We start from the raw sequence: 26,411 nt of genomic DNA on the forward strand, positions 1-26,411 counted from the left end.
TCCATCGAGATCGGACCAATCTCAGCGCACGCGGGCGTCGAGGTTCATCGACGCGATGATGCCGTCGACGGCGGTCTGGATGTCCTGCGGCTCGATGCGCATGAGCGCGTCGGCGTCGAGGTCGGAGATGTCGATGTCGCCGGAGCTGAGGCGGAACTCGCGTTCCTCCTCGGCACTCTCGATGACGTTGCGGACGAATCGGCCGTTGCCGGCGAGGTCGATCAGACGGACCTGCTGGCCGCTCTGGTCGGTCACGACGGTGTCGTAGAGGGGGATGCACGCGCGGTGCAGCACCGACGCCGACGCCGCGGGCAACACCGAGTCGCGTGCGCCTGCGATGACCTCGGCGATCTCGGCGAGTTCCTCGGGACGGTAGGAGTCGAAGCGGATGCGGCGGGCGAAGCGCGACGCGAGACCGTCGTTCGACGACAGCAGGCGGTCGATCTCGCCGTCATACCCGGCGATGATGACGACGAGGCGGTCGCGGTTGTCCTCCATGCGGGCCAGCAGCGTGTCGACCGCCTCACGACCGAACGCGTCGCCACCGGACAGGCCGGTCTGGATGAGGGTGTAGGCCTCGTCGATGAACAGCACGCCGTCGAGCGCGCGGTCGATGACCGCCGAGGTCTTGGGTGCCGTGGAACCGAGGTGCTCGCCGACGAGGTCGCGCCGACTGGCCTCGACGATCGAGTCGGTCTTGAGCAGACCGAGCCCGCAGTAGGTCTTGGCGATGATGCGCGCGATCGTGGTCTTGCCGGTACCGGGAGGGCCGGTGAACGCCAGGTGCAGGCTGCGCGACTGGCTCGCGAGCCCCTTGTCGGCGCGCACCTTCGCCAGCGCGACCGCCGACGACAGTTTCGCCACCTGGCTCTTCACCGAGGCGAGCCCCACCTGGCGTTCGAGTTCGGCCTTGGCCGCGGCGAGCTGATCGGTCTGCGCTTCGGTCGCCGGACCCGTGACCGAACCGGGGGTCTCGTCGGGAACCGACGCCGGATCCCAGCGGTCGGTGCGGCGGGCGATGCGGTCGGGTTCGACGACCACGAGGCGATAGCGCGGATCGGCCAGTGCGCTGGAGTTGGCGGTGAAGCTCGGGTCGCGGGAGTAGACCTGCTCGAACAGCGCGCGGGCCTTCTCCTCCTGGCCCTCCTCGCGGAGTACGAGGCCGTGGGTGAACATCGCCGCGGTCGACGCCGCCGGGATGGGGCCGGTCTCGGCTTCGGACAGGCGCCGGTTCGCCTCGGCGAACATGCCCAGCTGCGCGCACGCCGAACCGGCCATCACGTTCGCGCCCGCCTGCATGTACTCGTCGGTCCACGATCCCGAGCCGGACAGGATCGTCAGCACGTCGGGCCACCGCTGGGTGCGGAAGTGCATGATCGCGCGCACGTATGCGGCGATGGGGGCAGCAGTGCCGGCGGGGATCTCGTCGAGGACCTCCTCGGCGCCGGTGTAGTCGAGTCCACCGATGAGCGACGCGGCGTAGGCGGCGATGATCTCGACGGTGTCGGTGATGGGGTAGTCGATGTAGAGCCCGGTCGCGAACCGACCGACCAGGGTCCGCGGCGGCAGACCGAGGCGCCGCAACTCGGCGTTGGCCGCGCCACGGGAGCGGTAGAGGTTCATGATCGCGTCGGGGGCGTCGTCGCCGCAGGCGAGGCGGCCCAGCCAGGCGTCGCACAGCTCCGGCGCGTACTCGGTGGCCCGCTGGAACGCGAGCTTCGCCTGATTCGGATCCCGGACGGCCTCCTGGCCGTCGATCGGGATGCCCAGCGACAGCACGCCGAGATCGAACAGTTGACGCGCCTGACGGATATCGACCACGGCCACGACCCCCGGCATGTCTGGAGCGGATGCGGTACCAACGCTCCCGCACATTCCTACGATTGCGCCCGCCAGACTATCCCGTGCCGGTGACGGCGACGTCGCTCGGGCGCGAGGAAGCGGCGCGGCGACCCGACCACATACGATGTCGCTGTGAGCGCACAGGTAGATACCGTTTCCGTCGCCGCCGACACCCCCGACGTCCCGCAGCCCTTCGCCGAGCTCGGCCTCAAGGACGACGAGTACGCGCGGATCCGCGAGATCCTCGGCCGGCGTCCCACCGACGCCGAGCTGGCGATGTACTCGGTGATGTGGTCGGAGCACTGCAGCTACAAGTCGTCGAAGGTCCACCTCAAGTACTTCGGTGACACCACGACCGACGAGATGCGGTCGTCGATGCTGGCGGGCATCGGCGAGAACGCCGGTGTCGTCGACATCGGCGACGGTTGGGCGGTCACGTTCAAGGTCGAGTCGCACAACCACCCCTCCTACGTCGAGCCCTACCAGGGCGCGGCGACCGGTGTCGGCGGCATCGTCCGCGACATCATGGCCATGGGTGCGCGTCCGATCGCGGTGATGGACCAGCTGCGCTTCGGTGCGGCCGACGCACCCGACACCCGTCGTGTCGTAGACGGTGTCGTGCGCGGTGTGGGTGGCTACGGCAACTCCCTCGGTCTGCCCAACGTCGGCGGCGAGACCGTCTTCGACGCCAGCTATGCGGGCAACCCGCTCGTGAACGCGCTGTGCGCCGGCGTGCTCCGCGTCGAGGACCTGCAGCTCGCCTTCGCCTCGGGCGCGGGCAACAAGATCATCCTGTTCGGCGCCCGCACCGGACTCGACGGCATAGGAGGAGTGTCGGTACTCGCGTCCGAGACCTTCGACGACACCGGCGAATCCGGCCCGAACCGGAAAAAACTTCCGGCCGTGCAGGTGGGTGACCCGTTCACCGAGAAGGTGCTCATCGAGTGCTGTCTCGAGCTCTACCACGCAGGCCTCGTCGTGGGCATCCAGGATCTCGGCGGTGCCGGACTGTCCTGTGCCACCTCGGAGTTGGCGTCCGCGGGCGACGGCGGCATGAGCATCTGGCTCGACGCGGTGCCGATGCGCGCCGAGGGCATGACCCCGGCCGAGGTGCTCTCCAGCGAGTCGCAGGAGCGCATGTGCGCGGTGGTCACGCCGGAGAACGTCGACGCGTTCCTCGCGGTCTGCACGAAGTGGGACGTGCTCGCGACCGTGATCGGCGAGGTCACCGATGGCGACAACCTCGAGATCACCTGGCACGGCGAGACCGTCGTCGACGTGCCGCCGCGTACCGTCGCCCACGAGGGCCCGGTCTACCAGCGCCCGGTGGAGCGTCCGGAGTGGCAGGACGGTGTGATCGCCTCGCGCAGCTCCGATCTCGCGCGCCCGTCGTCGGACGACGAACTGCGCTCGACACTGCTGACCATGCTCGCCTCGCCGGCGCTGTGCAGCCGCAAGTTCATCACCGAGCAGTACGACCGTTACGTCCGCGGCAACACCGTGTTGGCCGAGAACGCCGACGGCGGCGTGATCCGGATCGACGAGAACACCGGTCGCGGAATCGCTCTCGCCACCGATGCGTCGGGTCGCTACACCTATCTCGATCCGTACCGGGGTGCCCAGCTCGCGCTCGCCGAGGCCTACCGCAACGTCGTCGTCACCGGCGCCACCCCGAAGGCGGTCACCAACTGCCTCAACTTCGGTTCGCCCGAGGACCCCGCGGTGATGTGGCAGTTCTCCGAAGCGGTCAAGGGATTGGCCGACGGCTGTGCGCAACTGGGGATCCCGGTGTGCGGCGGCAACGTCAGCTTCTACAACCAGACCGGCTCGACCCCCATCCTCCCGACCCCCGTGGTCGGCGTGCTCGGTGTCATCGACGACGTCCACCGACGCATCCCGACCGGATTCGGCACCGAACCCGGCGAGACGCTGATCCTCATGGGTGACACGCGAGACGAACTCGACGGATCGATCTGGGCGCAGGTCACCCACGACCACCTCGGTGGGGTGCCCCCGGAGGTCGATCTCGAGCGCGAGCGGCTGCTCGGATCGATCCTCACCGCGGCCTCGCGCGACGGGTTGATCTCGGCGGCGCACGACCTGTCCGAGGGTGGGCTCATCCAGACCGTCGTCGAATCGGCGCTCTCCGGTGAAACCGGTTGTCGGATCATCCTTCCCGAGGGCGCCGACCCGTTCGTGTGGCTGTTCTCGGAGTCGGCCGGTCGGGTGCTCGTCGCCGTGCCGCGCACCGAGGAGACGCGGTTCTGCTCGATGCTCACCGCGCGCGAGATGCCGTGGACGCGTATCGGTGTGGTCGATCAGGGCAGCGACTCCGTCGAGGTGCAGGACCACTTCTCGGTCACCCTCGCCGAGCTGCGTGAGGTCCACGAGGCGACGTTGCCCGCTCTCTTCGGATGACACCGGCGGCGGCGCTGCTGCTGTGCGGCGCCATCGGGTGCGACGTGTCGGCCGCGGTGTCGTTGAAGGTGGCGGAGGGTTTCACCCGTCCGGTGCCGTCGGTGGTCGTGGTGATCGGCTACATCGGCAGTGTCGTGTTCCTCGGTCTCGCCATCGACCGCGGTCTCGACATCGGTATCGGGTACGCGCTGTGGTCGGCCGCCGGAACGACACTCGTGGCGATCGCCGGTGCCGTGTTCTTCCGGGAACGACTCGGACTCGTCGCGCTGGTGGGCATCGCGTTCATCGTGGTGGGCGCGATCCTGGTCAACCTCGGCACCGCACACATCGACGCGTAGAACTCGTCCCGGGCGTGCTTGTACGCTTGTCCGATGACACGGGGGAGTCGTGTGGTGGTCCGATGGTGGCGTTCGCCGTCGGACTATCGGACTGCCGTGCAGTACATGCGGACCATCGGCATGCGACGACCGATGGAGATCCTGGTCGGCGTCGGCTCGTTCGTCTACGGACTCGCGGCCGTCTTCTCCGCCGTGTACTTCCGGCAGGGCACGGGTGTCGAGTACGCGGTGCCGATCACGCTGGCGGTCGCGGCGACTTCGGCGGTGATCGGCACGATGTGGCTGCGGGGCGTCGAGATGTCCGAACGCGGGTCGGTCGCGTTCCTTCTCTACAGCGACGTGTCGGTGATCGCGGTGGTGCTGTGTTACTCCGATGCGTTCACGGCATGGCCGGGTCTGGCGCTGCTCGCCGCGAACGGCATGTATGCCGCCTTTCACCACCGCGCGCCGGAGGTGGCGGTGCACTTCCTCCTCGCCGTGTCCGCGATGGCCTGGTGCGCGATCGACTCTCTGCTCGGTGGGACCGAACCTGTGCTCGTCGCGATACGTGGGCTGGTGCTGCTACCGATCGTCATCGCGGTGCCGCTGGTGGTGGTGCCGGGGATACGGATGCTCAACGCCGACGCCATCGGTGCCCACCGCGACAGTCTCACCGGTCTGCTCAACCGCCGGGGACTCCTGGCGAGCGCGTCGGATCACATCCGTCATGGCGGGCCGGTGTCGGTGCTGGTTCTCGACATCGACAAGTTCAAGGCCATCAACGACGAGTTCGGCCACCTGCGCGGCGACGAGGTGTTGGCCCAGATCGGGGGCGCGCTGAGCTCAGCGGTCCCCCGCGACGCGGTGACGGCACGGACCGGGGGTGAGGAGTTCGCCATCCTGATCCCGGGCGAGGACGCGGGTGAGGTCGCGGCGAAGGTCCACGACTCCACGCTCGCCTGTCGGGCGGGCGTCGCCATCACCGTCAGCATCGGTGTCGCCACGACGCCGCGACTCGAGTCCGTCGATGCGTTGACCGCGTTGCTCGATCGCGCCGACGCGGCGATGTACCGGGCGAAGGCCGACGGCGGACGGCGTACCGCCGTCGGGTGACCCCGATGGGCAAACCGGCCTGCGAAACTAGAACCTGTTCTACTCTGGGGTGGTCGGTGACGGTCGGACACGGAGGTCTCGCGTGGTGCTCAGGGTTGTCGAATGGTCCACGGGAACGGTGGGACGGCATGCGATCGCCGGTATCGACGCCCGCCCTGACCTCGAACTCGTCGGGGTGTGGGTCTCCAACCCCGACAAGGTCGGCAAGGACGCGGGCCGCCTCGCCGACCTGGGCCGCGACCTCGGGGTGCTCGCCACGAACGACCGCGACGCGCTCATCGCCCTGAAGCCCGACTGCATCGTGCACACCGCGATGGTCGACGACCGGATCTTCGAGGCCCTCGAAGACCTCATCTACTTCATCGAGCACGGCATCAACGTCGTGTCGTCGGGGCCGGTGCTGCTGCAGTTCCCGACCGGCGTGGTGCCCGCAGATCTCGTCGAGAGGGTCGACGCCGCGGGTAAGAAGGGCAACGCCAGCCTGCACGTGAACGGCATCGATCCGGGTTTCGCCAACGATGTCCTGCCCCTGGCGATGACGAGCCTCTCCCAGCGGATCGACCAGGTCCGCTGCTACGAGATCGCCGACTACTCGACGTATTACCAGCCGGTGGTGATGAGCGACATCTTCGGCTTCGGCAAGCCCCTCGACGAGACCCCGATGCTGTTCACCCCGGGCGTGCTGTCGATGGCGTGGGGAAGTGTCGTGCGCCAGATCGCCGCCGGTCTCGATCTCACCCTCGACGAGCCGCTGGTGGAGAAGGTGGAGCGGATCCCCGCCGAGCGCGACATCTCGACCGTGTCGTGCGACATCGCCGAGGGAACCATGGCGGCCGTCCGCTTCCAGGTGATCGGCACCGTCGACGGGGTCGAACGTGTGGTGCTCGACCACATCACCCGCACCGACCCGACACAACGGCCCGACTGGCCGACACCGCACACCGGCGACGGTTGCTACCGGATCGAGATCACCGGCGAACCGATGATGACCGTCGACTTCACCCACCACGGCGAGCACGGCGACCACAATGTCTCGGGCATGATCGTCACCGCCATGCGGCTGGTGAACGCCGTCGAGGCCGTCGTCGCCGCCGAGCCGGGTCTCGTCACCGCGCTCGACCTCCCGCTCATCACCGGCCGGGGCCTGATCCCGCCGGCGTGATCGCTCGACGCGCGGACACCCGGCTGCGGTCGTAACCTCGGCCCATGGGAGGCCTCCACAGCATCGGCGTCTTCGGTACCGACGAGATCGACGACCTGCTGTGGTTCTACGAGATGCACGGGTACGCGATCCTGCGTGGACTCGTCGACGAGACGCGACTGGCGCGGATCGAAGCGGAGTGCATCGAGGCCCAGGAGAGGGTCCGGTCGGGCGACCTCGGTGACCGGTACGGTTCCACGGTGTTCCTCGACGAGGACACGGAGACACAAGGATTCGTCAACTACGTCGAATACGTCTCGGAGGTGTCGCCCGCCGTTGCCGACGCGGTGTCCGACCCGGTGCTGAGATCGCTCATGTCGTCACTGCTGGGCGAGAACTGTTGGCTGCGTGCCCACGAGCAGTTCGGTGTGGTGTACCAGGACGCGCGTCCGGGGAAGGAGTCCGGGTACGCACGCATCGGCTGGCACACCGACTGGCAGGCCGGCCCGAGCCTCGACGTCTGGCCCAGTACCGCGTTCACCATCCACGTCGACGGCACGAGTCCGGCCAACGGATTCCTGAGAGTGGTTCCGGGAAGCCATCTCTGGGCGACACCGGCGCCCTTCCGGAACGCGACCGGGGTCACGGTTCCCGACGGCGCCCGCGCCGCCCGCGGTCGCACCGACCGGACACCGCCCTTCGACATGCCGCTGCGTTTCGAGAAGGTGCGCGGCGAGGTCGCGGTGTACGCCGACGCCGGCGACGTCATCCTGCACGACGCCTACCTCTGGCACTCGGCGGCCCGGGCGACCGACGACGGTGAACGGCGCCGACACGTGCGCGGAGGCTACTTCGGCGGTGTCCGACCGCCCGCCGGCGTCGAGGAGTTCGTCAAGAACGCGGCACGGTAGGGCGCGGCCCGGCGGCGGCCCGTCGTCAGCCGGAGAACTTCGCCTTCGACGACGGGCAGAGCTTCCAGTCCGCGCCGTCCTTGTGGAAGTAGATCGCGCCGTCGGGCTGGCCGGTGGTCTTCACCGTCCCGGTCGCGTCGTCGCCGGCGAACTTGACGTCGACCAGGGTGAACGCGGGCAGGGCCTGGGGGAGCGGACGTGTCGAGAGGTTCGAGTACCGGCTCTTGTCCGCGGTGCACACCGCGTCGCGCGCGGTGGTCGCGTCACCTTTGCTGGCGGCATCGGTGAACTGGTGCGCGACATCGCTGACCTGCTGGGTGTCGGTGCGGCCACCCCGCGCGTCGTCGCTGCCACCGGAGAAGTAGGCGACCAGTCCGACGGCCAGTGCCGCGATGGCGACCACCACCACGACGGCCACGATCACGAACCCGCGGCGGTTCGAGCGGTCAGGCGTCGTCGGATCAGGTGCGGCGGTCATGGACGCAACGGTAGCCGTGCGTCCGTCGGGCACGTGGTGGGACTACAGATCCCAGGTGTGCACGGCCTCGCCCTCGTGCATCCGGTCGACGTACTCGCGCAACATCCCCGACAGCGCGCGGTCGCGGGAGTCCCCGGCGCGCTCGCGTGCGGCCACCGATTCGCGCTGCCACACCGCGCCGGTCTGTCGGCGCAGGCACCGCCCCTCGATCACCGACAGGTAGCGCCGACGCGCACGGTCGGACACCCCGAAGGCGGCGAGTCCGCGGTCGGCGAGGGGGAGCAGTCGCCGCAGCACCAGCTCGTCGGGCGACACCCAGCCGACGGCGGGCCAGTACAGCTGGGCGTCGAGACCGTCGCGGGCGCCGGAGTGCAGGTTCTCGGTGGCGGCGTCGAACGACATCTGCGACCACAGCGGCCGGTCGGCATCGACGAGGGCCCGGACCACGCCGTAGTAGAACGCCGAGTCGGCCATGGTGTCGAGCACCGTCGGCCCGGCCGGTAGCACGCGGTTCTCGATGCGCAGATGCGCGTGACCGTCGACGACGTCGTAGATGGGACGGTTCCAGCGGTACACCGTCCCGTTGTGGAGTCTCAGCTCGTTCAGCTCGGGGATCCGACCCGACGCGAGGGTCGCCAGCGGGTCGTCGTCGCTGCAGACGGGCAGCAGCGCGGGGAAGTACCGGGTGTTCTCCTCGAACAGATCGAAGATGGTGGTGATCCACCGTTCGCCGAACCACACCCGCGGTCGCACGCCCTGGTTCTTCAGTTCCAGCGGTCGGGTGTCGGTGGCCTGTTCGAACACCGGGATCCGGCTCTCGTGCCACAGCGCCTTGCCGGCGAAGAACGGGGAGTTGCCGGCGACGGCCACCTGGACACCGGCGATCGCCTGCGCGGCGTTCCAGTGCGCGGCAAAGGTTTCCGGGGCCACACGGAGGTGCAACTGCACCGATGTGCACGCCGCCTCGGGAAGGATCGAGTCGCTGGTGGTGACCAGACGCTCGCCGACGCGTTCGTCGCCGAGCGGGATCCCGTCGATGTCGAGGGCGATGTCCTCGCCGCGCGCGGCGAAGATCTGCTCGTTCAGCAGACCGTAGCGGGGGTTGGCCGAGATCCACTGGTGGTTCAGGTGGTCGGTGCGCAGCGTGGGCAGCATGCCGATCATCACGATGTGGTTGTCGGTCGCCGCGGCGCGCTGTTCGGCCCGGTTCAGCGACGCGCGCAGGGCCTGCTCGAGGGCGATGGTGTTGTCGTCGGTCAACGGTTGCGGCGCGACGTTGATCTCGATGTTGAACTGCCCCAACTCGGTCTGGAACTCGGGGTCGGCGATGGCCTGCAGCACAATCGCATTCGACATCGCCGGGTTCATCGCCCGGTCGATCAGGTTGAGTTCGACCTCCATGCCCAGCAGCGGCTCCACCTGCCGACCGGCGTCGGTGAACAGGCCGTCGGCGAGCATCCGGGCGATGGCGTCGGTACCGCGACCGACCTGCTCGCGAAAACGGCGCCGGTCCTCACGGGTGAACTCACGCGTGGAGACCTCGGCACCCATCGGCCCATCGTGTCATCGACGAGGGGGTGCGCGCCCGCATATCGGACACACCGACGGTCGGACCTACAGGTGTTGCAGCACGTTGACCACGATGCCGTCGGTGTCGCGGTAGAAGAACCGCCGTACGCCCCAGTCCTCGGGCTGCAGTTCGTGAATGATCTCCGCACCCGAGGCGAGGGCCCGTGCGTAGGCGGCGTCGACGTCGTCGACCTCGACCGAGATCGCCGGGTTGCAGGGTGCGGTGAGGTCGGTGGTCATGAGGCTGACCTGGAGTCCCGAGTCCGGATCGGCGAACGTCGCGATCCATCCGTGGTTCATCACCTCGGTGAGTCCGAGGATGTCGGTGTGGTGCCGACTCGCCGTCGCGATGTCGCCGACGGTGATGATCGGCATGATCCTTCTCACGGCCATGGCGGGAATTCCTCCGTCTGTGTCCGGCGGTACGGGTCGGTGTGCGCCGCTGCTGTCATCATCGGTGCTCATGGCCCCCAAGTCCGTCGATCCCGCGCAGATGCGCGCATCGGTGCTCGCCGTGGCGGCGTGGTTGCGTGACGACACGCTGCCGACGCCGGCGCGCACCGAGCTGGCCGCCGCGGTCCGCATGTCCGCGCGCACCGTCGCCCAACTCGCCCCGGGGGCGTCGGTCGAGGTCAGGGTGCCCCCGTTCGTGGCGGTGCAGTGCATCCAGGGGCCGCGGCACACCCGGGGCACGCCCCCGAATGTCGTCGAGACCGACCCGCGCACCTGGTTGTTGCTCGCCACCGGACTGCTCGACCTCGACGACGCGGTGGCCGCGGGAGCGGTGTCGGCCTCGGGGAGTCGCGCGGTCGAGGTCGCGGCGTACCTGCCGGTGGTCGCGATCTGATCCGACCGCGCCCGCGGCGAACCGGACGCCACGCGCGCCCGCATGATTCGCCCAGGTCGGCGCGGGGGCCCTAGACTCACTTCTACGCCCTCCGCACCGCCCACCTTTGGGAGCGTCACTGTGACCGAGCTGTCGATCCACAGCCCGAATCTTCTCGCCGAACCCACGCCGGATGCCGAGCTCGACATCCATGAGAACGAGCCCCGAGAAGAGTGCGGTGTCTTCGGGGTCTGGGCTCCCGGCGAGGATGTCGCCAAGCTCAGCTACTACGGGCTCTACGCCCTGCAGCACCGCGGCCAGGAGGCCGCCGGCATCGCCGTCGGTGACGGCTCGCAGGTGCTGGTGTTCAAAGATCTCGGTCTGGTGAGTCAGGTGTTCGACGAGCAGACGTTGGCCTCGATGCCCGGCCACGTCGCCATCGGGCACTGCCGCTACTCGACCACGGGGTCGACCACCTGGGAGAACTCGCAGCCCATCTTCCGCACCACCGCCGCGGGAACCGGTGTCGCACTGGGCCACAACGGCAATCTCGTCAACACCTCCGACCTCGCGAGCACCGCTCGCGCCGCGGGTCTGATGGAGTCGCGGTTGCACGGCGGGGCGACGTCGGACTCCGACGTCGTCGGTGCGCTGCTCGCGCACGGTGCCGCCGACCGCACCATCGAGCAGGCCGCGATGGAACTGCTGCCCACCCTCAAGGGCGCGTTCTGCCTGACCTTCATGGACGAGCACACCCTCTACGCCGCGCGTGACGCCCACGGTGTCCGCCCGTTGTGCCTCGGTCGCCTCGACCGCGGGTGGGTCGTCGCCTCGGAGACCGCCGCCCTCGACATCGTCGGCGCCTCGTTCGTCCGCGACATCGAGCCCGGCGAGCTGCTCGCCATCGACGCCGACGGCGTCCGCAGCTCGCGGTTCGCCCAGCCCACGCCCAAGGCGTGCGTGTTCGAGTACGTCTACCTCGCCCGCCCCGACAGCGTCATCAACGGTCGCTCGGTGCACTCCTCGCGGGTCGAGATCGGTCGCCGCCTGGCGCGCGAGTTCCCCGCCGAGGGCGACCTGGTGATCCCGGTGCCCGAGTCGGGCACGCCGGCGGCCACCGGCTTCGCGCAGGAATCGGGGATCCCCTACGGCCAGGGCCTGATGAAGAACGCCTACGTGGGCCGCACCTTCATCCAGCCCTCGCAGACGATCCGCCAGCTCGGCATCCGCCTCAAGCTCAACCCGCTCAAAGAGGTCATCCGCGGCAAGAAGCTCGTGGTGGTGGACGATTCGATCGTCCGTGGCAACACCCAGCGCGCCCTGATCCGCATGCTGCGCGAGGCCGGTGCCGCCGAGATCCATGTGCGCATCGCGTCGAGCCCCGTGCGGTGGCCGTGTTTCTACGGCATCGACTTCGCCTCTCCCGCCGAGCTCATCGCCAACGGCATGGAGTCCGAGGAGGGCATGGTCGAGGGTGTGCGTCAGGCCATCGGCGCCGACTCGCTGGGGTACATCAGCATCGACGAGATGATCGCCGCCACCGATCAGCCGCGAGATCAGTTGTGTGCGGCCTGTTTCGACGGCAAGTACCCGATCGATCTGCCGACCGAGACCTCGATGGGCAAGGCCGTCCTCGAGACGATGCTCTCGAATGCGGTCGGGTCCGATCCGCTGGGTGCGGTCAACGACAACGCCAGCGCGCTGCGCCGTCCCTGACCGCCACCGCGGTCGATCAGACCGAGGCCTCGGGTGTCACGGCGGCGGTCTCCGACACCTTCTGGGTGCGCTTGTAGAGCCACCCCACCACGAGGACGAACGCCAGGATCCCCACGATCTGGGCCCAGTTGTCCCATCCCTCGCCGACGATGCGCAGCGGATCGTCGTCGCCCGACGCCGCGACGATGCCGGCGAACACCACCCCGAACAGGCTCTCGCCCACGATGAGTCCGCACGCGAGCAGCACACCGAGGCGCTTGGTCCGTTCGACGTTGGTCGCGTTCCGGTCGGCCCAGCGGTTGTAGAAGAAGCCCAGCACCGCGCCGATCGGGATGACGAGGGTAAGTGAGATCGGCAGGTACATGCCGAGTCCCACGGCGAGCGGGGGCAAGCGGAACCGGGTGGTGCGGCTCATCGTCTCGTCGATCGCGATGACGCCGAGCCCGATGAGCGCACCCAGGCCGATCAATGCCCAGTCGAGTGAACTGCCGAACACGCCGCTGACGAGCGACGAGATGAGGGACGCCTGCGGTGCGGCGAGCGCGTCGTCGCCGGCGCCGGGTGCACCGGCGAACCCGAACGCGGTCTGCATCAGCTGCAGGATCGGCGGGATCACAGCCGAACCGAACAGCACACCGATGACGAGCGCCAACTGCTGCTTCCACGGGGTGGACCCGACCAGCTGACCGGTCTTGAGGTCCTGCAGGTTGTCGTTGGAGATCGTCGCGACGCCGAACACCACCGCCGTGGTGAACAGCGTGTAGGCGACGAGTGCGGTCATCTGCGAGCTGTCCGCGTCACCGAAGGTGACCTTGATCAGCAGCGCCGCGCTGATGGCGACGAGGATGCCGACGCCCGACAGCGGGCTGTTCGACGAGCCGATGAGGCCGGCCATGTAGCCGCACACCGCGGCGATCACGAGACCGAACACGAGCAGGTACACCAGGCTGACGGTGATGATCCCGGCGACACCGCCGTTGAGTGCGGTGCTGCTGGTGAAGTCCCACAGCAGCCAGCCGATCGGGATGAGCATGAACACCGTGACGCCCGCGACGATCTGGATGGGGATGTCGCGTTCCACGACGTCGACCTCGGTGCCCCCACGGCGCAGGCGGGCCGAGCGTGCCGACTCGATGATGCCGGTGACGATGGGACGCAGGATGGTCGCCAACGTCCAGACCGCGGCGACCGCGATCGCACCGGCGCCGATGAAGCGCACGTCGGAGGAGAACGTCGACGACACGGTGTCGGCGAGGGCCTCGGAGCCCGACAGGTTCCCCGAGGTGCGGATGGGCAGCAGGATGCCGAACGAGATGACCAGTCCGACGACCATCGCGACGGCGACGGTGAGACCGACGAGGTGGCCGACGCCGATGAGCGCCATCGACAGGCTCGCGCCGACCATCGTGCCGCCCGAGCCGACCTTGAACGACGTCGACACCGCGTTGCTGATCACCTTCAGCGACGACACGAGCGAGAAACCCGCGGCCACGACCGCGGCCACCGACAGCATCCGCAGTCCGGTCTTGTTGTCGGCGGCGGCCTGTGCGGAGTCCGACGTGCCGACCTTGAGGACCTCGGCGCCCGCGACACCCTCGGGGAAGGGAAGGTCGGATCCGGTCACCAGCGCGCGTCGCAGCGGGATGGAGAACGCGACGCCCAGGATGCCGCCGGTCGCGCAGACTGCGGCGGTCGTCCAGTAGGGGAACCCGGTCCACCAGCCGACCATGATCAGGCCGGGCAGCACGAAGATGATCGCCGAGAGCGTTCCGGCCGCCGACGCGATGGTCTGCACGATGTTGTTCTCGACGAGCGAATGATTGCGGAAGTACCGCAGCACGCTCATGGAGATGACCGCCGCGGGGATCGAGGTGGCGAACGTGAGGCCCACCTTGAGCCCGAGGTAGACGTTGGCGGCGGTGAAGACGAGCGTGATGATCCCGCCGAGGATCACACCGCGCACGGTGAGTTCACGGACGGCGCTGCCCGTGGTGCGCACATCGGTCATGGGATCCACCTGTTCGATCGCGGGACAATGGTTACGAAGTATGGCGGACACGGCCCGGCGATGTGCGACCGACGCCACACCCCGTTCGGGGCGTGATGGTCAAAGTGGGGCGATACGGTCCACGTCGGCTCCGGTAGCGTGTGGCGCGTGACCAATCAGGACTCCGATCCCGCAGGCGACAGCACTCCAGTCCGGCGGGGGGCGTCCTACGCCGACGCCGGGGTCGACATCGACGCAGGTGATCGGGCCGTGCGGCTGTTCGCCCCGCACGCCAAGCGCGCGTCGCGTCCGGAGGTGCTCGGCGGCATCGGCGGGTTCGCCGGCCTCTTCGCCCTCAAGGGCACCTACCGCGAACCGGTCCTGGCCTCCTCGACGGACGGTGTCGGCACGAAGCTGGCCATTGCCCAGGCCATGGACAAGCACGACACGGTGGGTCGAGATCTCGTCGCCATGGTCGTCGACGACCTCGTCGTGTGCGGCGCCGAGCCGCTGTTCCTGCAGGACTACATCGCCGTCGGCAAGGTGGTCCCGGAGACCGTCGCGGAGCTGGTCAAGGGCATCGCCGACGGGTGCGTCGAGGCGGGGTGCGCCCTGCTGGGCGGCGAGACCGCCGAGCACCCCGGACTGATGGAGGACGCGCACTACGACCTGTCGGCCACCGGAGTCGGTGTGGTGGAGGCGGATTCGGTGCTCTCACCCGATCGCGTGCGCCCCGGAGACGTGGTGATCGCGATGGGGTCGTCGGGTCTGCACTCCAACGGCTACTCGTTGGCTCGCAAGGTGCTGCTCGAGTGGGGCCACATGGATCTCGGCGGACACGTCGAGGAGTTCGGTCGCACCCTGGGTGAGGAATTGCTCGAACCGACCCGCATCTACGCCAAGGACTGCCTCGCGTTGGCGGCGGAGACCGATGTGCGAACGTTCTGCCACGTCACCGGCGGTGGACTCGCCGAGAACCTGGCCCGTGTCATCCCCGACGGCCTGCTCGCCGAACTCGATCGCGGCACGTGGACGCCCGACCCGGTGTTCGCGATGATCGCCCAGCGCGGACGCGTCGAGCGCCTCGAGATGGAACGCACCTTCAACATGGGGATCGGCATGGTCGCGATCGTGGCGCCCGAGGACACCGACCGCGCGCTGGCCGTGCTGACCGCCCGGCACCTGAACAGCTGGGTGCTCGGGTCGATCACCAAGTCACACGACGGAAAAGACCATGCGGGAGCCGCTGCACTGAAGGGTGAACATCCGCGATTCTGAGCCGACCGCGGCCCTCGCGGGCCGTGCGGTCGTCAGATCGGTACGTCGGTGGTGACGGAGCCGGTCAGGCCCGACGCCACTCGTCCTCGTCGGCCCACGCGTCAGCGGGGTCCGGTCGATCGGAGGGGCGTTCGGGTTCGTTCGCCAGCTCTCGCTGCAGGCTGGAGAGGTCCATGTTCGGGGAGCTGTACTTCAACTCCCGAGCGACCTTCGTCTGCTTCGCTTTTGCTCTGCCGCGGCCCATAGGGGGACCCCCTCGCACAATGACGGGGCGGCCAATCAAGACTGGCGGCCCCATTCTGAGTTTATAAATCTTGTCGTGTGCAACAGTCTAGCGCGCTCTGAGCGTCGATGCGGACCAGCCCGCACCGCGCGAGTGCGGGTCATGTCGCGGCGGCCGTTCGACGGGTCCCACCAGGGAAATTGTACGGTTGTGCATCACGTCGAGAAAGGTGTCCTGTCACGTGGCCGACCTCATACGCGCGTCGATCGACAACTACGGGACCGGGCGGTTGCTCGCCGACAACGGCCAACGGCTGCGGTGGATGGTCGCCGATCTCGCCGCCCGCGTGCTGCGGCGTCATCCGGCCGACCTGTCCGACCACATCGTGCAGGACTTCTCCCGCACAGCGCTGTCGATGCACCCGCCGATGTACGACGAGGAGACCCTCCACGAGGACGACTCGTTCGTGCTGGGCGACGCCGACGTCGCCACGACCGAGGTGTTCGGGCGCCACACCTACGACGGCCCCGAGCTGCATCTCTACGGTGAGCCGCTCGACGCCGCCGAGATCTACCAGGAGACACGGCGGGTCCATCCGGCCGGCGTCGCGGTCCGCGAGGCGCGCTTCGACGAGGTGATCCTTTACCGCAACGCGGTCTACCTGCGGCGGGACGGCACGATCAGTGCCCTGTACGAGAGCGCGCGGTCACACGACCGGGTGGCGTTGCAGCCGCCGACCCCGGCCGATCTCCGCCTCGCGCGAACCCTGCCCGATCACCCCGACACCGTCTACCTGGGCTCGCCCGGCAGCAGCAACTTCGGTCACTGGCTCACCGATGACCTCTCCCGGGCGGTCGCCGCGGCCAGGAACACGGCACCGGGCACCCGGCCGCGGTGGGTCATGACCGATCGCGGCACCCTGATCAACCTGCGTCGGCAGGAGTCGCTGGGCCTCGCGCTCGGCGACCCGGACGTCGAGGTGACGCTCGTCCCGTTCGAGCGTCCCGTCGTGGTCCGCGACGTCCGGTACATGTCGCAGCCGACGCTCCACCCGGTGCGGAAGTCGCCCGACGCGATCGCGGCCTCTCGCGAGGCCGTCGTCGCCGGGCTGTCGCGGCCGGACGGTCCCGGCACACGTCTGCACATCCTGCGTCGCGGCGGGGCGGCGGGCCGAAAGATCATCAACGGCGCCGAGATCGAAGATCTGCTGACCAGCCGTGGCTTCGTCACCCTCGACCCGATCACGGCATCGGCGCGGGAGCAGGCCGAGGCGTGCCTGCGCGCCGACGTGATCGTCGGCGTGATGGGCGCGGCCATGGTCAACAGCATCTTCGCGCCGCGGGGGACATCGGTGATCCACCTGGCCGCGAGCGGGTGGACCGAGCCGTATTACGCCGACCTGGCCGCGGCCTGCGGTCACCGCTACGCGAGCGTCTATGGGCCGACGGTGGGGACCGGGTCGCCGTGGCTGTTGCCGTTCACCATCGACGTCGGGGAGGTCGAACGCGCGCTCGACGACGTCGGCGTCGTGTGACGGTCAGTCCGGCGCGACGCTCGCACGGGAGGTCCGCGCGGCCTCGCGGGTGTGTCTGCGCAGCACCTTCGACGCCTCGCGATGCACCTTGCCCGTGTAGCGGGGGTCGGTGGTCAGGTGCTCGAGCGCGTCGGTCGTCACGTCGCCGGTGAACAGGGCGCGGGCGGTGACGCCGTGGTCCGGGCGGTCGAGCACCACGATGCCGTCGCCGGCCGAGATCGGGCCGGGGACCAGCACCTTCAGGTAGGCGCCGACGTCGGCGCGATCGGCGAACCGAGCGACCCAGCGGTCCTCCTCGGCCCACGCCGCGAACGTCCGGCACGGGACGCGCGGGATGGTCACCTCGAGTTCGACGGTGTCGCCGACCCGCCAGCGTTCACCGATGACCGCGTCGCTCACCGCGACGCCGTCGACGCGCAGGTTCTCGCCGAACCAGCCCGGCGCCAGGTCACGGTCGAGTTCGTCGGCCCACCGACGGGCCTCGGTGTCGCTGTAGGCGTACACGGCCTGATCGATGCCGCCGTGGTGCTTGGTGTCGCAGATGAGGTCGCCCACGACACCCTCGGCGGTCACCGACACCGTGCCGGTGAACGGCGTCTTCGCGATGCCGCTGTCGCCGATGCGGTCGAGCGCGACGGGACGGTCGGCGCCACAGACCGCGAGAACCGAGCCCGCGTCGGACAGGGTCATCGCCCGCGCAATCCTTCGATCGCGGCGCGTCCGGCCTGCACCCGGTCGTCGTCACGCAGCGACGACGGGTCGATGGCGGCCGCGGCGCCGCCTGCGAGGAGCGCGGTCCCGGCCGGCACGCTGCGCTTGACCAGCGCCAGTGCGACGGGTCCGTACTCGTAGTGGTCGACCACGGTGCCGATCCGGCCGACCGCACGACCGTCGGCGGTGACGGCGTCTCCGGTCACCGGGCGGGTGTCGGAGCTGCCGTCGAGCTGCAACAGCACCAGTCGCCGCGGCGGCTTGCCCAGGTTGTGCACCCGCGCCACGGTCTCCTGTCCGCGGTAGCAGCCCTTCTCGAGGTGGACCGCGCCGAATTCCGCCGGGGGACCGATCCATTCGACCTCGTGGGGGATGGTGCGCTCATCGGTGTCGAGACCCAGCCTCGGCGACACCGCGACCACCCGCGACGCCTCGTAGGCCCATGTGCCCGCAGGTCGGGCGCCTGCCTCGACCAGCGCGTCCCACCAGCGGCCGAGTTCGCTTCGCGGGACGACGACGTCGACGCGGGGGATGGTGGGCCGGCCGTCGGCGCCGCGCTCACCCAGCGGGGGCATGACGCGCCAGAACCCGACCGGCTCGGCGTCGTGGTGTTGCTCGGGGATGCTGCCCGCCTGGTAGACCGCGGCATCCGCGGGGATCTCGAGCAGCGCTGCGACGGGCCCCGACAGCGCGTCGGGGCCCAGCAGTGTGAGCACGGCGAGGTCGTCGCGGAGAACCGGTTCGGCCTTCGCCCAGAACACCATTCGCTGCAGGAAGCCCAGCAGCGGCTGCGTCCGTTCGGCTTCGGTGTCGATGAGGGTGAGCCCGTCGATGTCGGTGACGACGAAATGCTCCTCCACGCGACCGTTCACGTCGAGGCTGAGGTTCTCGGCCGACTGCCGGTCGGGGAGGTTGCTGACGAACTGGCTGGTGATGGTGTGCAGCCAGCTCAACCGCTCGTCGCCACTGATCTCGATCACGCCACGGTGCGACCGATCGACCACCACCACCGACTCGGCCGCGCTGCGTTGTTCGCCCAGCGGGTCGCCATGGTGCCATGCGACACCGGCGTCGGGGGAGTCATCGGGGGCGGGGATGGGGGTCGAGGTGACGGGGGCGTCACCGTTGCGGTCGGTCACGGTTCCATCGTACGAGCACCCGCTACTCTGATCGCCATGCCGCATCCGATCCTGGTGACCTATGACGGTGCAGTTCTCGACCCGGACGTGCCCTACCTGCACGCCGACGACCTCGCCGCGGTGCGCGGCGACGGGGTGTTCGAGACGCTGCTGGTGCGGTCGGGGACCGCCCGGTTGGTGGGGCTGCACCTCGAGCGGCTGGCCCGCAGCGCATCGCTGCTCGATCTGCCCGAGCCCGATGCGGGCCAGTGGCGGTCGGTGATCAAGACCGGCGCGCGGGTGTGGGCGGAGGAGAACGGGAAAGACACCGAGGGCGTGATGCGTCTGGTCTACTCCCGCGGACGCGAGAGCGCCCCGGTGGGTGCCCCGGGACCCCGCGACGGCGCCGAAACGGGCATCAGCCGTGAATCCAACGAGGCGACTGCGTATCTCACCGTCGGCCCGGTGGCCGACCGCGTCGCCTCGGCGCGCGAGAACGGGACGTCGGTCATCACCCTCGACCGCGGTTACTCCATCGATCTGGCCTCCTACGCGCCGTGGCAGCTGATCGGCGCGAAGACCCTGAGTTACGCCACCAACATGGCGGCCCAGCGGCACGCCGCGGCCCAGGGCGCCGAGGACGTCATCTACGTCAGCAGCGAGGGCGAGGTGCTCGAGAGCCCGCGGTCGACCGTGATCGCGCTCTTCGGCGACACCCTCGTGACGGTGCCCCCGGAGTACGGCATCCTGCACGGCACCACCCAGCAGGCGCTGTTCGCGCTGGCCGAGAAGGAGGGTTTCGCCACCGAGACCCGCTCGCTGCGCACCGCGGATCTCATCGCGGCCGACGGTGTGTGGCTGCTGTCGTCGATCACCCTCGCGGCCCGTGTCGTGACCCTCAACGGCTACGAGATGCCCGTGCCGGCGCGCGCCGCGGAGTTCGCCGCGCTGGTCGATCGCGCGATCGAGGACTGACCTCCCCGGAGGGTGTCCGTCGTCCCCGTGTGGCGCACGAGACACCCCTGACCTCTCGCTTCCCTGTCCGATTCGGTCTACTTTCGGCTGTAGTACTACGAACAGTAGTAGTGCTAGACGACAGCGAGGTCGACCATGAACGCCCTGGACATCTCCCGATGGCAGTTCGGCATCACGACCGTCTATCACTTCATCCTCGTACCGCTCACCATCGGACTCGCGCCGATGATCGCGGTGATGCAGACCGTGTGGACCGTCACCGGCAACGAGCAGTGGTACCGCGCCACCAAGTTCTTCGGGAAGCTCTTCCTCATCAACTTCGCCCTGGGCATCGCGACGGGCATCGTGCAGGAGTTCCAGTTCGGGATGAACTGGAGTGAGTACAGCCGCTACGTCGGTGACGTCTTCGGCGCCCCTCTCGCGCTGGAGGGACTCGTCGCGTTCTTCCTCGAGTCGACGTTCCTTGGACTCTGGATCTTCGGATGGCAACGGTTGCCGAAGAAGGTGCATCTCGCGTGCATCTGGCTGGTCGCGATCGGCGTCAACGCCTCGGCCTACTTCATCATCGCGGCGAACTCGTGGATGCAGCACCCGGTCGGCGCCCGGATCAACCCGGAGACGAAACGCCCTGAGCTGACCGACTTCTGGGCGGTGATGACCAACAACACCACGTTGGCCGCCTTCCCGCACGCCGTCGCCGGATCGTTCCTCACCGCGGGCACCTTCGTCGCGGGCATCGGGCTGTGGTGGATGATCCGTAACCGGCGGCGCGCCGCCGCGACCAGCGATGTCGAGCTCGCGGACACCCTGGACCGGGACGCACGCACCCTGTACCGACCCGTCACACGGTTCGCGCTGTGGGTCATCGTCGTCTCCGGTGTGGCCCTGGCGATCACCGGCGACGTCCAGGGCAAGCTCATGTTCGAACAGCAGCCCATGAAGATGGCCTCGGCCGAATCGTTGTGCCACACCGAGACCGGCGCCTCGTTCTCCGTGCTGACCATCGGCACCCACAACAACTGCGACTCCATCACCCGCGTGATCGAGCTGCCGAACCTGACGTCGTTCCTCGCCACCAACACCTTCGACGCGACACTGCCCGGTGTCGCCGAGATGCAGCAGCACTACGCCGAGACCGTGGGCCCCGGGGACTACCGACCCAACCTGTTCGTCACCTACTGGGCCTTCCGCGCGATGATCGGTTGGGCGGGCGGCTCAGCACTGCTGGCGCTGGCCGGACTGTGGTTCACCCGCAAGGGCCGTGTCCCCGACGCGCGCTGGTTGGGCCGCCTCGCGATCGCCGCGATCCCGACACCGTTCCTGGCCAACAGTTCCGGATGGGTGTTCACCGAGATGGGTCGCCAACCGTGGGTGGTGGTGCCCAACCCGACCGGCGACCCCGGTATCCACCTCACCGTCGCCCAGGGCGTGTCGGCGAACAGCGTCGGCGCGGTGCTCACCTCGCTCATCACGTTCACGGTGATCTACGGCGTCCTCGCCGTGGTGTGGTTCGGGCTCATCCGGCGCTACGTGATCGAGGGGCCGCTCGACCACGACGCCCACCCACCGGGCACCGACGACGACACCCACGACGACAGCGCGGATCACCCCGCCTCCGAACGACTCTCGTTCGCCTACTAGGAGATCGCCATGACTCTCCCCGAGATCTGGTTCATCGTCATCGCGGTGCTGTTCGCCGGCTACTTCCTGCTCGAAGGGTTCGATTTCGGTGTCGGCATGCTGATGCCGTTCCTCGGACGCCGCCGCGGCGAGACCCCGTCCGACGCCGACACCCGACGTCGCGTGCTGCTCAACACCATCGGCCCGGTGTGGGACGGCAACGAGGTCTGGATCATCACCGCGGTCGGCGCGTTGTTCGCCGCGTTCCCGGGGTGGTACGCCACCATGCTCAGCGCGATGTACCTCCCGATGCTGCTGCTGCTCGTGGGCCTCATCGCCCGCGTGGTGGCCATCGAGTGGCGCGGCAAGATCGACGACCCGCGGTGGCGTCGGTGGTGCGACGTCGGCATCGGGCTGGGGTCGTGGCTACCGGCCTTCCTGTGGGGCATGGCGTTGGCGAATCTGGTGCACGGCCTGCCGATCGGCGCCGACCAGCGCTTCATCGGCGGTGTCTTGGACCTGCTGCACCCTTACGCCTTGCTCGGGGGAGTGGCCACCACCGCGCTGTTCGCCACCCACGGTGCGGTGTTCCTGTCGCTGAAGACCGCGGGACCCATGCGCGGCGACGCGATGCGCGCCGCGCGTCGGCTCGCCGTCCCCGCCGCCGCGATCACCATCGCGTTCGGGTTGTGGACGTGGATCGACCACGGCACGCCGGTGGTCGTCGCCGTGCTCACCCTGGCCACCCTCGCCACCGTCGCGGCCACCACGGCCGGTCGCGAGTGGACGGCGTTCGCGACGACGAGCATCGCCATCGTCGCGCACGTGGTGATGCTGTTCTCGGCGCTGTGGTCGGCGGTGATCCCCTCGACCGTCGGTCCCGCCTTCGACCTCACCATCGCCAACACCGCGTCGAGCCACTACACGCTCACCGTCATCAGCTGGGCGTCGCTGGCCGTGCTCCCGGTCGTCATCGGTTACCAGGCCTGGACCTACTGGGTGTTCCGGCAACGCATCTCGACCGCGCACATCCCGGCCCCCATCGGCCTGCCGCTGCGCACGCCGGGCCGATGACCGCCGCCCGGCGCGGGCCCGTCGACCCGCGGTTGCTGCGGAGGTCGCCCGCCGCGCGTGCCCACATCGCGCTCACGTCGGTGATGGGAATCGTGACCGCCGCGGCCGTCATCGTCGGAGCGGTGATGATCGCGGCCATCCTCGCCGAGCTGGTCACCGACCCGGCGACACGGTCGCTGCAAGCCCAGAGTGGTCACATCGCTGTTCTGGCAACGGCCTTCGGTGTCCGGGTCGCCGCGACCGTCCTCGGCGACCGGTACGCCCATCGGGCGTCGGCCGAGGTCATCGCGCAGCTGCGTGACGCGGCGTTGCGCGCGGTCACCGATCCCGCCCGCACCTCTCCGCGCGCGTTGCACCGGATGCGCGGCGAACTGATCACCACCCTGTCCACCGGCCTCGACGCCCTCGGCCCGTACCTGACCTCGTTCGTCCCCGCGCTCGTGCTGTCGGTCACGGTGACACCCGCAGTGATCGTCGTGATGGCGCTGACCGACCTGACCTCGGCGATCGTGGTGATCGTGACGCTGCCACTCATCCCGGTCTTCATGGTCCTCATCGGACTGATGACCCGGGACCGGACCCGTGCCCGCCTCGAAGCGACCGCCGCCCAGGGCGCGCAGATGCTCGACCTCGTCGCGGGCATCGGGACCCTGCGCGCGCTGCACAGGGCGTCGGAACCGGTGGAACGTGTTGCCGCACTGGGTCAGCGGAGCCGTCGCAGCACCATGGCCGCTCTGCGGATCGCGTTCCTCTCCGGCGGAGTGCTCGAACTGCTCGCGACGCTGTGCGTGGCGCTCGTCGCCGTCGGTGTCGGGTTGAGGCTCGTCTTCGGGGACATGTCCTTGCAGGCGGGCGTGCTCGCGCTGATCCTCGCGCCCGAGGTCTACCTACCGCTGCGGTCGGTGGGTGTGCAGTTCCACAACTCCGAGGCCGGCCGCGCGGCGGCCGACGACGTGCTCGACCTCATCGACACGCCATCGGCACGAACGACGGCCCCACCGACGGCAACGACGGCCCGGTCGGCGGAGGTGGAGGTGCGCGACGTCGGTGTCGTCGACCGCGACGGCTGGGCACCACGGCATCTCGACGCCCACTGCGCTCCCGGGACGGTCACCGTGCTGACCGGACCCAACGGATCGGGGAAGACGACGGCGCTGCAGGTGATCGCGGGGCTCGTCGAACCCGACGAGGGCGTCGTGTGTGTGACCGGCGAGGTGGCCTGGCTGGCCGAGCCGCCGGTGATGGTGCCCGGAACCGTCGCGGAGAACCTCGCACTGTTCGGAATCCGGTCCGACGACACCATCACGCGTACCGCCGCCGCTGTCGGCTTCGACACCGTGCTCGCCGAGATCGGTGGCCTCGAGGCGCGGATCGGCAACGGCGGCGCCGGGCTGTCGGCGGGGCAACGTCAACGGCTCGCGCTGACGCGGGTGTTGGCGTCACCGGCGCCGGTCCTGCTGCTCGACGAACCGACCGCCCACCTCGACACCGAATCGGAGGCGACGGTGATGCGCGCCGTCCGTACGCGGGCCGAGAAGGGCGCGACGGTGGTCGTGGTGAGCCACCGCCCCGCCGTGCTCGCGGCCGCCGACACCGTCATCGATCTCGGCGCGAATGCGAGAGGTCGAGTCGATGCGTGACCCCCTCGTACGGTCGATGGGCCTGCTCGGCGTGCGACCCCGCCCGGTCGCCCGGTCGTTGCTGCTCGGCGCCGGCGCATCGCTCAGCGCCCTCGCGCTCGCCGCGCTCTCGGCGTGGCTGATCACGCGCGCCTGGCAGATGCCGCCGGTGCTGGCGCTGTCGATCGCGGTGACATCGGTGCGGGCCCTGGGCATCTCACGCGCGCTGCTGCGCTACCTCGAACGCCTCGCCACCCACGACCTCGCGCTCGACGCCATGGCGACCGCACGCGCCCGCATGTTCGGTGCGCTGGCGACCGGCGACGCCGCGCACCCGCTGTCGGTGAAGCGGTCGGAGATCGTGGGTCGCGCGGGCGACGACATCGACGAGATCGGCAACGCGCTGATCCGTGGGCTCATCCCCATCGGCTCCGCTGCGGTGACCGGGCTGATCGCGGTGGTGGTGATGGCACTGGTGTCGCCCTGGGCGGGCCTCGCCACCGCCGTCGCGTGGCTGCTGGTCGCGGTCGTGGCCCCGCGGGCGGCCGCGGCCGGGACCGCACGCGCCGAGGCCGACGACCGCGCCGCACGTGGGGAACTGCTCGACATCACCGCGACAGTGCTGTGGCACGCGCCCGAACTCGAGGTCGCGGGCCGTCGCGATCAGCTCCTCGCCGACGCCCGTGCCGCGGCACATCGGGCGACCGCGGCTGCCGACCGCGGGATGCGCGTGCAGGCCTGGGCCGCCGGGGTGATGCCCGCGGCGACAGGTGCGGTCGCGGTGATCGCGTGCCTGCTGGCGATCGGACTCAGCGACCGCGTCGACGCGACCACCCTCGGTGTGTTGATCCTCCTGCCGCTCAGTGCATTCGAGGCCGCGAGCGGTCTGCTCGACGCCGCCCGGCAACTGCAACGCAGCCGCGGTGCCGCGCGACGGGTGCTCACACTCCTCGACGGAACCGGGGTCGACGTGACGATCGCCACGCCCCCGTCCACGACGGTGGATCAGCGCGCAACGATGCCGACCCGTGCGGACCTCGTCGTCGACCGACTGTGCTGGGGACACACCGACTCGCTCGCATGTGGTCCCGTCGATGCTCTGACCGCGATCACCGCGGGGGAGCGGATCGCCGTCGTCGGAGCCAGCGGATCGGGTAAGACCGCACTGCTGCTCACCCTCGCGGGGCTCCTGCCGCCGCGGGCGGGCGAGGTGCGCGTCTCCGGGGCGGCGACCCCGGCGCAGACGGTGCGCTACTTCGGTGAGGATGCGCACCTGTTCACGACAACGGTCCGCGAGAACCTCCTGGTCTCGCGCGGCGACGCCGACGACACCGAGATCACCGCCGCGCTGGCGTCGGTCGGTCTGCGCGACTGGGTCGCCGGCTTCCCCGAGGGACTCGACACCGTCCTCGACAGCGGCGTCGACGCGGTCAGCGCCGGACAACGACGCCGCCTGCTGCTCGCGCGGGTGCTGATCAACGCCGCGCCGATCGTGCTGCTCGACGAACCGTGTGAGCACCTCGACCGCGACGAGTCCGATCGCCTGCACCGCGAGCTGCTCGACCCGCGCAGCGGCCTCGTCGATCCGGACCGCACCGTGATCGTCGCGACCCACACACTGCCCGTCGACACCGCGGCCGACCGCGTCATCGACCTCGACCGGTTAATCCGTTGCACACCCTGCGATCCCGGCGTAACTTCGGCTGTACACGAGGAAGGAGGTGGTCTGCAGTTGAATGACATATGGACACGTGAGGTGACCATCAGCTAGGTGGTGTGCTGCCCGGGTTTGCCCAGCGGCGCCGCTGCTCAGCGAATCCACGGTGGTCACCCGGCCCCCGCATCCCTGTCACGTCCTGACAGGCCAGGCTCTCATCGAGCGGTGCGGGGGTCGTTCCATGTCTGGGGTGTGAACGAGCCCGGGGCAGGTACGAGCGGGGT

General features: G+C 69.3%; 22 protein-coding genes. 14 read left to right on the forward strand and 8 right to left on the reverse strand.

Annotated features, from left to right (window positions below; all coding sequences use genetic code 11):
- Positions 1-21: 21 nt before the first annotated feature.
- On the reverse strand, positions 22-1,821 hold the full coding sequence (gene eccA / locus ASG12_RS06175) for a type VII secretion AAA-ATPase EccA (protein WP_055787798.1): 1,800 nt from the start codon (positions 1,819-1,821) through the stop codon (positions 22-24).
- Positions 1,822-1,974: 153 nt separating this feature from the next.
- Between eccA and purL the strand changes: the two genes are divergently transcribed.
- From purL to ASG12_RS06200, 5 genes are all read left to right on the forward strand, one after another.
- Entirely contained in the window at positions 1,975-4,260 is a 2,286-nt protein-coding gene (purL, locus tag ASG12_RS06180) for a phosphoribosylformylglycinamidine synthase subunit PurL (protein WP_055786427.1), read from the forward strand.
- A complete protein-coding gene (locus ASG12_RS06185) occupies positions 4,257-4,598 on the forward strand; it encodes a DMT family transporter (protein WP_055786428.1) in 342 nt (113 codons plus the stop codon). The genes purL and ASG12_RS06185 overlap by 4 nt, the downstream gene beginning before the upstream one ends.
- Before the next feature lie 33 nt (positions 4,599-4,631).
- The gene (locus tag ASG12_RS06190) at positions 4,632-5,690 is read left to right on the forward strand and encodes a GGDEF domain-containing protein (RefSeq protein WP_082501676.1); all 1,059 of its coding nucleotides are present in this window, start codon (positions 4,632-4,634) and stop codon (positions 5,688-5,690) included.
- A gap of 82 nt (positions 5,691-5,772) precedes the next feature.
- Positions 5,773-6,852 (forward strand): NAD(P)H-dependent amine dehydrogenase family protein, encoded by a 1,080-nt coding sequence (locus ASG12_RS06195; RefSeq protein WP_055786433.1) that lies wholly within the window; start codon positions 5,773-5,775, stop codon positions 6,850-6,852.
- Between the two features lie 44 nt (positions 6,853-6,896).
- A complete protein-coding gene (locus ASG12_RS06200; protein ID WP_055786436.1) occupies positions 6,897-7,742 on the forward strand; it encodes a phytanoyl-CoA dioxygenase family protein in 846 nt (281 codons plus the stop codon).
- Between the two features lie 25 nt (positions 7,743-7,767).
- Here ASG12_RS06200 and ASG12_RS06205 read toward each other — a convergent pair whose 3' ends face one another.
- From ASG12_RS06205 to ASG12_RS06215, 3 genes are all read right to left on the reverse strand, one after another.
- A complete protein-coding gene (locus ASG12_RS06205) occupies positions 7,768-8,220 on the reverse strand; it encodes an Rv0361 family membrane protein (protein WP_055786439.1) in 453 nt (150 codons plus the stop codon).
- Positions 8,221-8,262: 42 nt separating this feature from the next.
- Positions 8,263-9,771, reverse strand: coding sequence for a glutamate-cysteine ligase family protein (locus tag ASG12_RS06210; RefSeq protein ID WP_055786443.1), 1,509 nt, complete (start codon positions 9,769-9,771; stop codon positions 8,263-8,265).
- 63 nt (positions 9,772-9,834) lie between these two features.
- Positions 9,835-10,182 (reverse strand): VOC family protein, encoded by a 348-nt coding sequence (locus ASG12_RS06215; protein WP_082501677.1) that lies wholly within the window; start codon positions 10,180-10,182, stop codon positions 9,835-9,837.
- 70 nt (positions 10,183-10,252) lie between these two features.
- On the opposite strand from ASG12_RS06215, the gene ASG12_RS06220 reads away from it, so the two are divergent.
- Positions 10,253-10,636, forward strand: coding sequence for a sterol carrier family protein (locus tag ASG12_RS06220; RefSeq protein WP_055786446.1), 384 nt, complete (start codon positions 10,253-10,255; stop codon positions 10,634-10,636).
- 120 nt (positions 10,637-10,756) lie between these two features.
- The gene (gene purF / locus ASG12_RS06225; RefSeq protein ID WP_055786448.1) at positions 10,757-12,331 is read left to right on the forward strand and encodes an amidophosphoribosyltransferase; all 1,575 of its coding nucleotides are present in this window, start codon (positions 10,757-10,759) and stop codon (positions 12,329-12,331) included.
- A gap of 16 nt (positions 12,332-12,347) precedes the next feature.
- Here purF and ASG12_RS06230 read toward each other — a convergent pair whose 3' ends face one another.
- Positions 12,348-14,339, reverse strand: a complete 1,992-nt coding sequence (locus tag ASG12_RS06230) for an OPT family oligopeptide transporter (RefSeq protein ID WP_055786450.1) — start codon at positions 14,337-14,339, stop codon at positions 12,348-12,350.
- A gap of 147 nt (positions 14,340-14,486) precedes the next feature.
- Here ASG12_RS06230 and purM point away from each other — a divergent pair, with 147 nt between their 5' ends.
- Positions 14,487-15,596: a phosphoribosylformylglycinamidine cyclo-ligase gene (gene purM, locus ASG12_RS06235; protein ID WP_055786453.1), complete on the forward strand. Its 1,110-nt coding sequence runs from the start codon at positions 14,487-14,489 to the stop codon at positions 15,594-15,596.
- 64 nt (positions 15,597-15,660) lie between these two features.
- Here the strand turns inward: purM and ASG12_RS06240 are convergent, their stop codons facing one another.
- Entirely contained in the window at positions 15,661-15,840 is a 180-nt protein-coding gene (locus ASG12_RS06240; protein WP_045824286.1) for a DUF3073 domain-containing protein, read from the reverse strand.
- 220 nt (positions 15,841-16,060) lie between these two features.
- On the opposite strand from ASG12_RS06240, the gene ASG12_RS06245 reads away from it, so the two are divergent.
- Entirely contained in the window at positions 16,061-17,353 is a 1,293-nt protein-coding gene (locus ASG12_RS06245) for a glycosyltransferase family 61 protein (RefSeq protein WP_055786456.1), read from the forward strand.
- Positions 17,354-17,356: 3 nt separating this feature from the next.
- Here the strand turns inward: ASG12_RS06245 and ASG12_RS06250 are convergent, their stop codons facing one another.
- A complete protein-coding gene (locus tag ASG12_RS06250; RefSeq protein WP_055786459.1) occupies positions 17,357-18,043 on the reverse strand; it encodes an MOSC domain-containing protein in 687 nt (228 codons plus the stop codon).
- Positions 18,040-19,161: a CAF17-like 4Fe-4S cluster assembly/insertion protein YgfZ gene (ygfZ, locus tag ASG12_RS06255; protein ID WP_055787804.1), complete on the reverse strand. Its 1,122-nt coding sequence runs from the start codon at positions 19,159-19,161 to the stop codon at positions 18,040-18,042. The genes ASG12_RS06250 and ygfZ overlap by 4 nt, the downstream gene beginning before the upstream one ends.
- Before the next feature lie 78 nt (positions 19,162-19,239).
- Here ygfZ and ASG12_RS06260 point away from each other — a divergent pair, with 78 nt between their 5' ends.
- From ASG12_RS06260 to cydC, 5 genes are all read left to right on the forward strand, one after another.
- Entirely contained in the window at positions 19,240-20,157 is a 918-nt protein-coding gene (locus tag ASG12_RS06260; RefSeq protein ID WP_055786462.1) for an aminodeoxychorismate lyase, read from the forward strand.
- Positions 20,158-20,292: 135 nt separating this feature from the next.
- Positions 20,293-21,798 (forward strand): cytochrome ubiquinol oxidase subunit I, encoded by a 1,506-nt coding sequence (locus ASG12_RS06265; RefSeq protein ID WP_055786466.1) that lies wholly within the window; start codon positions 20,293-20,295, stop codon positions 21,796-21,798.
- Between the two features lie 9 nt (positions 21,799-21,807).
- Complete coding sequence (cydB, locus tag ASG12_RS06270; RefSeq protein ID WP_055786469.1) at positions 21,808-22,851, forward strand: cytochrome d ubiquinol oxidase subunit II; 1,044 nt, start codon at positions 21,808-21,810, stop codon at positions 22,849-22,851.
- Positions 22,848-24,491, forward strand: a complete 1,644-nt coding sequence (gene cydD, locus ASG12_RS06275) for a thiol reductant ABC exporter subunit CydD (RefSeq protein WP_055786471.1) — start codon at positions 22,848-22,850, stop codon at positions 24,489-24,491. The genes cydB and cydD overlap by 4 nt, the downstream gene beginning before the upstream one ends.
- Complete coding sequence (gene cydC / locus ASG12_RS06280) at positions 24,484-26,241, forward strand: thiol reductant ABC exporter subunit CydC (RefSeq protein ID WP_082501789.1); 1,758 nt, start codon at positions 24,484-24,486, stop codon at positions 26,239-26,241. Before cydD ends, cydC begins: the two co-directional genes overlap by 8 nt.
- The last annotated feature ends 170 nt before the right edge of the window (positions 26,242-26,411 follow it).

The organism is Williamsia sp. Leaf354, from assembly GCF_001424365.1.
GTDB lineage: Bacteria > Actinomycetota > Actinomycetes > Mycobacteriales > Mycobacteriaceae > Williamsia_A.

Bases quoted from the DNA above. Each gene is read 5' to 3' on its own strand.
- ASG12_RS06190 (WP_082501676.1), top strand. From the start codon at position 4,632: ATGACACGGGGGAGTCGTGTGGTGGTCCGATGGTGGCGTTCGCCGTCG.
- ASG12_RS06265 (WP_055786466.1), top strand. From the start codon at position 20,293: ATGAACGCCCTGGACATCTCCCGATGGCAGTTCGGCATCACGACCGTC.
- ASG12_RS06185 (WP_055786428.1), top strand. From the start codon at position 4,257: ATGACACCGGCGGCGGCGCTGCTGCTGTGCGGCGCCATCGGGTGCGAC.
- ASG12_RS06205 (WP_055786439.1), bottom strand. From the start codon at position 8,220: ATGACCGCCGCACCTGATCCGACGACGCCTGACCGCTCGAACCGCCGC.
- cydB (WP_055786469.1), top strand. From the start codon at position 21,808: ATGACTCTCCCCGAGATCTGGTTCATCGTCATCGCGGTGCTGTTCGCC.
- ASG12_RS06220 (WP_055786446.1), top strand. From the start codon at position 10,253: ATGGCCCCCAAGTCCGTCGATCCCGCGCAGATGCGCGCATCGGTGCTC.
- ASG12_RS06250 (WP_055786459.1), bottom strand. From the start codon at position 18,043: ATGACCCTGTCCGACGCGGGCTCGGTTCTCGCGGTCTGTGGCGCCGAC.
- ASG12_RS06215 (WP_082501677.1), bottom strand. From the start codon at position 10,182: ATGGCCGTGAGAAGGATCATGCCGATCATCACCGTCGGCGACATCGCG.
- ASG12_RS06240 (WP_045824286.1), bottom strand. From the start codon at position 15,840: ATGGGCCGCGGCAGAGCAAAAGCGAAGCAGACGAAGGTCGCTCGGGAG.
- ASG12_RS06200 (WP_055786436.1), top strand. From the start codon at position 6,897: ATGGGAGGCCTCCACAGCATCGGCGTCTTCGGTACCGACGAGATCGAC.
- ASG12_RS06210 (WP_055786443.1), bottom strand. From the start codon at position 9,771: ATGGGTGCCGAGGTCTCCACGCGTGAGTTCACCCGTGAGGACCGGCGC.
- cydD (WP_055786471.1), top strand. From the start codon at position 22,848: ATGACCGCCGCCCGGCGCGGGCCCGTCGACCCGCGGTTGCTGCGGAGG.
- ASG12_RS06260 (WP_055786462.1), top strand. From the start codon at position 19,240: ATGCCGCATCCGATCCTGGTGACCTATGACGGTGCAGTTCTCGACCCG.
- ASG12_RS06230 (WP_055786450.1), bottom strand. From the start codon at position 14,339: ATGACCGATGTGCGCACCACGGGCAGCGCCGTCCGTGAACTCACCGTG.
- cydC (WP_082501789.1), top strand. From the start codon at position 24,484: ATGCGTGACCCCCTCGTACGGTCGATGGGCCTGCTCGGCGTGCGACCC.